The sequence below is a fragment of the Vibrio sp. 10N.286.49.E11 genome, from assembly GCF_041469505.1.
GTDB classification, from domain to species: Bacteria; Pseudomonadota; Gammaproteobacteria; order Enterobacterales; family Vibrionaceae; genus Vibrio; species Vibrio crassostreae_C.
This window is the reverse complement of the sequence record NZ_JBFRKQ010000087.1, coordinates 1-6,953: the sequence shown is the minus strand read 5'-3', so window position 1 is coordinate 6,953 and position 6,953 is coordinate 1. Positions and strand designations below refer to the sequence as shown.

The 6,953-nt window shown below is 44.5% G+C and carries 4 protein-coding genes and 6 tRNA genes; 9 read left to right on the top strand and 1 reads right to left on the bottom strand.

The genetic code is table 11. From position 1 onward, the window contains the following. The first annotated feature begins 67 nt into the window (after positions 1-67). The 7 genes from AB4167_RS19640 to AB4167_RS19610 all read left to right on the top strand — a co-directional run bounded on the left by AB4167_RS19640 (position 68) and on the right by AB4167_RS19610 (position 2,910). Positions 68-143: transfer RNA gene (locus tag AB4167_RS19640), tRNA-Asn, on the top strand. Between the two features lie 382 nt (positions 144-525). Beyond that, a complete protein-coding gene (locus AB4167_RS19635) occupies positions 526-2,151 on the top strand; it encodes a methyl-accepting chemotaxis protein (RefSeq protein ID WP_372136917.1) in 1,626 nt (541 codons plus the stop codon). Between the two features lie 235 nt (positions 2,152-2,386). After that, positions 2,387-2,462 (top strand) — tRNA-Phe (locus tag AB4167_RS19630). A gap of 56 nt (positions 2,463-2,518) precedes the next feature. Continuing rightward, positions 2,519-2,594: transfer RNA gene (locus AB4167_RS19625), tRNA-Thr, on the top strand. A 23-nt stretch (positions 2,595-2,617) separates the two neighbouring features. Continuing rightward, positions 2,618-2,693: transfer RNA gene (locus AB4167_RS19620), tRNA-Asn, on the top strand. Positions 2,694-2,729: 36 nt separating this feature from the next. Beyond that, positions 2,730-2,805: transfer RNA gene (locus AB4167_RS19615), tRNA-Thr, on the top strand. A 29-nt stretch (positions 2,806-2,834) separates the two neighbouring features. Continuing rightward, positions 2,835-2,910, top strand: a tRNA-Asn gene (locus AB4167_RS19610). 344 nt (positions 2,911-3,254) lie between these two features. Here AB4167_RS19610 and AB4167_RS19605 read toward each other — a convergent pair. Beyond that, the gene (locus AB4167_RS19605) at positions 3,255-3,650 is read right to left on the bottom strand and encodes a DUF2391 family protein (RefSeq protein ID WP_017060180.1); all 396 of its coding nucleotides are present in this window, start codon (positions 3,648-3,650) and stop codon (positions 3,255-3,257) included. Between the two features lie 837 nt (positions 3,651-4,487). Between AB4167_RS19605 and istA the strand changes: the two genes are divergently transcribed. Next, the gene (gene istA, locus AB4167_RS19600; RefSeq protein ID WP_372136916.1) at positions 4,488-6,020 is read left to right on the top strand and encodes an IS21 family transposase; all 1,533 of its coding nucleotides are present in this window, start codon (positions 4,488-4,490) and stop codon (positions 6,018-6,020) included. Positions 6,021-6,031: 11 nt separating this feature from the next. Further along, the gene (gene istB, locus AB4167_RS19595) at positions 6,032-6,772 is read left to right on the top strand and encodes an IS21-like element ISVch3 family helper ATPase IstB (RefSeq protein WP_136975822.1); all 741 of its coding nucleotides are present in this window, start codon (positions 6,032-6,034) and stop codon (positions 6,770-6,772) included. Positions 6,773-6,953 lie beyond the last annotated feature (181 nt).

Genomic DNA, 6,953 nt, shown 5'->3' with positions numbered 1-6,953 from the left:
TCGAGGCACCATTATTTGGTGCTTAACAAATAATGGTCTTTATAGACCTGATGTTGACACAAATATTTCCCCTTTAGTTCAGTTGGTAGAACGGCGGACTGTTAATCCGTATGTCGCAAGTTCAAGTCTTGCAAGGGGAGCCACATTCAAGAAAGCCAAGTCGAAAGACTTGGCTTTTTTTCGTTTGAACAAAAACAAACTCTATTCAATATACACATCAGCTCCTCACTAACTCTTAATCAGTCTCGATAAATTGAGTTATCTCCTTTTAGTACTCTTACTACAGCAGTTGATTCTAAGTTCTATAAAGCATATCCACTACAACAGAACCAACGCCTTATAAAGTTCATGACCCGCTAATATTCACATTAAAACAAATAGAACCAAGTCCTGTTACTTTTTTTTCTTCGAAAATTTAATCCCTATCATACTTTGATGTCTTTCTAATATCTGCCTTACACCACTTAGATTAAGATTCGATGAATTATACCTAATACTAATTATTGAATCGCTGCGCGGGGAAATATGAAACTAAAAACGCAAGCTTACTTATTATCGGGCATCATCTTGATCGCCCTGCTAGCACTGACGGCTACAGGCTTATGGACCTTAAGAGTTGCTAGCAACATGGACAACAAAGCTCGCGTAACAGAGCTGTTTAAGAGCGCATACAGCATTCTTACTGAAGTCGAAAAAATGGCGATTGATGGCACACTAGAAGAAGAGCAAGCCAAGCAACTAGCTACTCGCCTTCTACGCAACAACATCTATAAAGATAATGAATATGTTTACGTAGCCGATGAGAACATGACGTTTATCGCGACACCATTAGATCCTCAACTGCACGGAACCAGTTTTAACGACTTTAAAGATGGCGACGGCAATAGTGTTGGGCAGCTAATCCAAAGAGTACTTGGTAATCGCACTGGCGAGATCATTGAGTACACCTGGACACAAAAACTGCCAGATGGAACGATTGAAGAAAAACTGTCTATTGCAGAGAAAACGCCACATTGGGGTTGGGTTGTCGGCACTGGTATCGGGTTCAATGAAGTTAACGCTCGTTTTTGGTCTACTGCTCAATGGCAGCTATTCCTTTGTGTCGTGATTGCTGGTCTTATTCTGGCGAGCCTAATTGTATCCATTAAACGCATGCTAGCGCTTCTTGGCGGCGAACCTAAAGACGTACGAGAAGCAGTACAAGCCGTAGCACAAGGTCGAATTCAAACCTCTTTTGAAACTCAGGCAATTGACGGCAGTATATATCACGCCGTACAACAAATGAGTAAGTCATTGGCTGAGCTAGTATCAAACCTTGACGCTTCAATGCTGGCATTAAGAGGCGAACTGCAGCGCGTAGAAGATCGCGCTGGGTCAATTGGTCAACTGACAGACACCCAACAGCAATCAACAGAGATGATCGCGACAGCAATGACCGAGATGGCCTCTTCAGCCAATAACGTAGCTGCTTCAGCTAGCGATACCGCGCGCAACACCGACGAGGCCGACAAACAGAGCCAGCATACCCAACAACTCATTCACAACACAGTAGATAACATTCAAGGCTTAGCAGGCCAACTAGGCACAGCAAGCGAAGCTGTCGCTAACCTAGATAACGATGTAAACAACATTGCAAAAGTATTGGATGTGATTGGTGATATAGCGGAGCAAACTAACCTATTGGCACTAAATGCAGCCATTGAAGCAGCTCGAGCTGGCGAACAAGGTCGTGGATTTGCTGTTGTAGCAGATGAGGTTCGTAACCTTGCAGGCAGAACACAATCGAGCACAAAAGAAATCCAATTAATGATTAATAACCTTCAAGAGGGATCTCGCAACGCAATTCAAACCATGGAAGTGTGTGCCGCGACCAGTGAAAGCACCGTAACAGAGTCTCAAAACGCCTCTGAAGCACTACAACAGATTGTTGTCGCATTAGAGTCCATTACATCAATGAGTCATCAAATCGCAACAGCGGCCGCTGAGCAAACTCAGGTGAGCGATGATATATCGAAGCGTATCAATATGATCGAAGAGAGCGGTAACCAACTGAGCAATGTCGTAACAGAAAGTCATAACAGCACCCAAACTCTTGCCTCTCTTTCCAACGAATTAGAAGCTTGGGTTAATAGGTTTGAAGTAAAACACTAAACTCCCTAGAAAATTTTCAAATAAAAAAGCACGTTTTCATACGTGCTTTTTTTATTTCGGCGCCCATTCAGTGTAGTTAACCGTAGTTTTACTATCTTTTAGGGCATGCTAGACCTAGGTTTTTCACCCCAAATGAGCAAAAACAACCCACTAAGTATAGAAAAACATCAAACGATACTTTTTTTGCAATTTAATGTTGACCCAGAACGCGAAAACACGTTTAATACACCTCGTCGCCCGGATAGCTCAGTCGGTAGAGCAGAGGATTGAAAATCCTCGTGTCGGTGGTTCGATTCCGCCTCCGGGCACCACAATTTATTTGTTGGTGTCTTAGACAACAACAGTAAAGCACAAAGAAATATTATGTGCCGACTTAGCTCAGTAGGTAGAGCAACTGACTTGTAATCAGTAGGTCACCAGTTCGACTCCGGTAGTCGGCACCATTCTTTAAAGCTTTAAGAATAATTCCCCTTTAGTTCAGTTGGTAGAACGGCGGACTGTTAATCCGTATGTCGCAAGTTCAAGTCTTGCAAGGGGAGCCAAGTTAATCATCAAGCATAAGCTTTTTGATTCATGATGCCGACTTAGCTCAGTAGGTAGAGCAACTGACTTGTAATCAGTAGGTCACCAGTTCGATTCCGGTAGTCGGCACCATTCTCTTGATTAGAGACTAAACAATCAATTCCCCTTTAGTTCAGTTGGTAGAACGGCGGACTGTTAATCCGTATGTCGCAAGTTCAAGTCTTGCAAGGGGAGCCAATTAAAAGAAGCCGCATCATTGATGCGGCTTTTTTGCATCTAAAGATCCTAACTTATTAATACAACTACCCTCACCTTTCAAATACCGTATTCAATTCAGAAACCAACCGTTTTTATATCCTTCCAAAGCTACAAATCTTCGCTACTTAATGCTCTTCAAAATCTCCCAACAACAAACGACACATTCACGTAAGAGTCAGTCACAGTACGTTGCTACTCATTTTATTGACTAGGAGATCGGTTGAAAAAATCAATACTAAGTTTGGAGGTAAGAAAGCTAAATAACGAATCAAGTAAGCGCTGAAAAGCTCTGTAAGACACTTCAATCCAAATTGATACACAGATTACTCTTTATCAAAACTATCCACTACAATAGCGCCCATAGAGGCTGGCATTGAAATAACAATCACTCTTTTGATCGATACGACGGGATCACTCAATAGAGGTAATTTGTCCAGGCAAGTCAGTACCAAAGCAACGACCAATGCCGTCATAACATAAGCAATCACTATTCTGAAAATAAACACCGGCAACCGAGCAACAACATCTTTTTGAAAGACACTCTCATACGTATAGAAGCCTAAGAACACCGCAGACAGTAAAAATAGCAGCAATAGATTAGCGGTAGGTAAAGTCTCCCCTAACTTCCAAGCCTCTTCAGAAAAAGAAATCGGCACGGCCAAGGCAAAAGATCCCACAAAGATCTGGCTCGCATCTTCAAAGTTAAAACTCAATTTCATAATTCGACCCATTAGGTTTAAGGCTTTATCTAATTCGGAAAAGAATCACAAAACTATCCGCCGATGATTTGGGGGATTTTTATTTCTACTAAGCAAACAGTAGTGACCTTCTAGCTTCATCTTAGTCGCAATAACCAAAACATAGCTTGAACTAACCAGCAAGAAATCAATATGCTCAGAGCAAAACGGTCAACACGACTGATTAATATCGAGTCAACAAACACATCAAAATCGAAGACAGAGTGGTAACCCCTAATATACCAGCACCTAGAACCAAAGAATCTAAATCCGCAGGGTGATAAACGTCACTTCACGAATACGAGGGATGCTCTATTTCTTAGCTTATATACCCCTCAGGCACCACTTGGGAACACACTTAGCGACTCTCACCTTTAAGCTGAATCTAGCCTACTTTCACCCTTTGAAGTACTTAGAACGAGTCGCTCAATACCATCGAGAGTGGTTTTAAGCTCAATGCATAACAAGAGACATTAAGTCGACTCATTACGAGCTCTAGCGTTCTTAAGAGAAGCCTCCATGATAGAGCCCTAATTACACGTATCCTATAGATTCACAGATAGAGCAGAAGTCAGATTTCGTAGCCGAATGCATATTTCGGAGCATTCCGATCAGTCATTTCGGGATTATCCGATCACCCATTTCGGTTTAAACCGATCACTGATTACGCGATTATCCGATCACTTTTAGCCTAACTCCGAAATCGGTGATCGGAATAGCGAAAACCGCGATCGGAATGCCCGAAATCCTTCCTTTTTCTCTTTTAAATCAATAGCTCGCTATTCTTTACTTCTTAAACAAGAACGTAAGGAAGCGACAATGGCCAAAAAGAGAACTCCAATGAACAAAATCAAAGAGGTATTACGCCTTAAGTACGACTGCGGTCTCTCCAATCGTGGTATCGCTTCTTGCCTGAAACTCGGCCCGTCCACCATATCGGAACTCCTTACTCGCTTTAAACAAAGCCAACTTGGCTGGCCTCTACCCGAAAGTTGCAGCGATGCTGGTCTCACGCAAGCGCTGTATCACGGCAAGAAAGCCAGTCGCGATAAAGTCATGCCAGACTTCACTCAATACGCAGTCGAACTCAGACGTAAAGGCATGACAAAGATGTTGTTGTGGCAGGAATACCATGAGCAATATCAAGAACAAGCTTACGCTTACACTCAGTTCTGCGAGCACTTCACTCGTTGGTTCAAAACTCAAAAGCGCAGCATGCGCCAGCTCCATGTGGCAGGTGACAAGCTGTTTATCGATTACTGTGGGCCTCGGCTTCAAGTGGTCAACCCTGATACAGGTGAAGTGCGCGAAGCAGAAGTGTTCGTGGCGACCTTAGGTGCGTCCAATTACACCTATGTTGAAGCCTTCCCGGGTCAAGGTAAGTCTTACTGGTTAGAGGCGCATGCCAATGCGTTCGAGCACTTCGGTGGTGTACCACAGCTCTTGGTTCCCGATAATCTACGTAGCGCGGTCACCAAAGCCAATCGTTATGAGCCGAGACTTAACGACAGTTATCAAAAACTGGCGAATCACTATCAAACCGCAGTGATGCCAGCTCGCCCTTACAAACCGAAAGACAAAGCCAAGGCAGAGAATGCCGTGCTCCTAGTGGAACGCTGGATCATGATGCGACTACGACATCAAACCTTCCATACCTTCAAAGAGCTGAACCTTGCCATCCGTGAGCTTATGAATGACTTAAACGAACGTGAGATGAAACAGTATGGTGCGAGCCGCAAAGCGCTGTTCGACAAACTCGATAAGCCAGCGTTAAAGCCGCTACCTAAGCAGCGATACCTCTATACCGAAACCAAGCGAGCCAAGGTTGGGCCTGATTATCACATAGAATATCGCCGCCACTACTACTCGGTGCCACATCAACTTGTTGGTCACCATGTCGAACTGGAAGCCTCCAACCGTCTGGTGCAGATCTACCATCAAGGTAACTTGGTAGCCCAGCATCCACGCAGCCAAAGAGAGCGCGGAAACAGCACCCAACCAGAGCACATGCCGAGTAATCATCAACATCAGAAGTGGTCGCCTGGACGCCTGCTCAACTGGGGAGCCAATATCGGCCCAGCCACACGAGAAGTCATCAATAAGATGCTCTACTCCAAGCCTCATCCAGAGCAGTCGTATCGCTCCTGCCTTGGGCTGCTCAATCTGAGTAAAGCGCATGGCGAGTCGCGCTTAGAGCAAGCCTGTAAAGATGTGCTGATGCTGACAAAACCGAACTACACCTTCATCAACAATCTGCTGAAGAACAATCGTGAAGGACAACTGAGCAAAGACAACACGAGCACGCCGAACCTTGTTCATAGCAATGTCCGTGGCCCGAACTGTTATCACTAGGAGAAATACAAATGAACGCACTGAACAACCAACTCAAAACCCTCCGCTTGAGCCATGCAGTGAAAGCGTTAGAGCAGCAACAAGAACAACTGAGCACCTACGCAGAGCTGGACTTCGAGGAAAGGCTAAGCCTACTTCTGGAAAGTGAAATCTTGAATCGCAATCAGACAAAAATCCAACGCTTAAAACGGCAAGCCAAACTGAGAGTGGATGCTCAGCCGAGCCAACTCATCTACAAGGAGGGACGAAATCTCAATCGTAAACAGATGAGCGAACTTCTAACGGGCAGTTATCTACATAAGCACCAGAATATCTTGATCACAGGCCCAACAGGTGCTGGCAAAACGTATCTTGGCTGCGCACTGGCAACCAGTGCCTGCGACCAACAACACACGGTCAGATACTACCGATTAACTCGCCTGCTTGATGACCTGACCGCAGGTCGTCTGGACGGTAGCTATCAAAAGCAACTTCAATCGTTGGCTAAGAAAGCTCTACTAATCCTCGACGACTGGGGGATGGAAAAGCTAACCCAAGAGCATGCAGGTCACTTATTAGAAGTGCTTGAAGATCGTTACCAAAACAGCAGCACGATCGTCATCAGTCAGTTACCTGTAAAGGAGTGGTACAACATGATCGGTAACGCCACTGTCGCAGACGCTCTAATGGATCGGCTGGTACACAATAGTCATCGAATAGAACTAGGAGGTGAGTCGATGAGAAAACTGGCGCAATCCGATCACTTAGAGTAAAAATAGGAAGAGAGAAAAACGGCAGGATCAAGTGATCGGAATAAACCGAAACGAGCGATCGCAATCACCGAAATACGCATTAACAAAGACATCATGATAAACCATCTAGAGCAGATATCTAAAGTCACAGAAAAAGACCGTCATTCAGTGGTAATAATGGATGGCGCAGGATGGCATACCG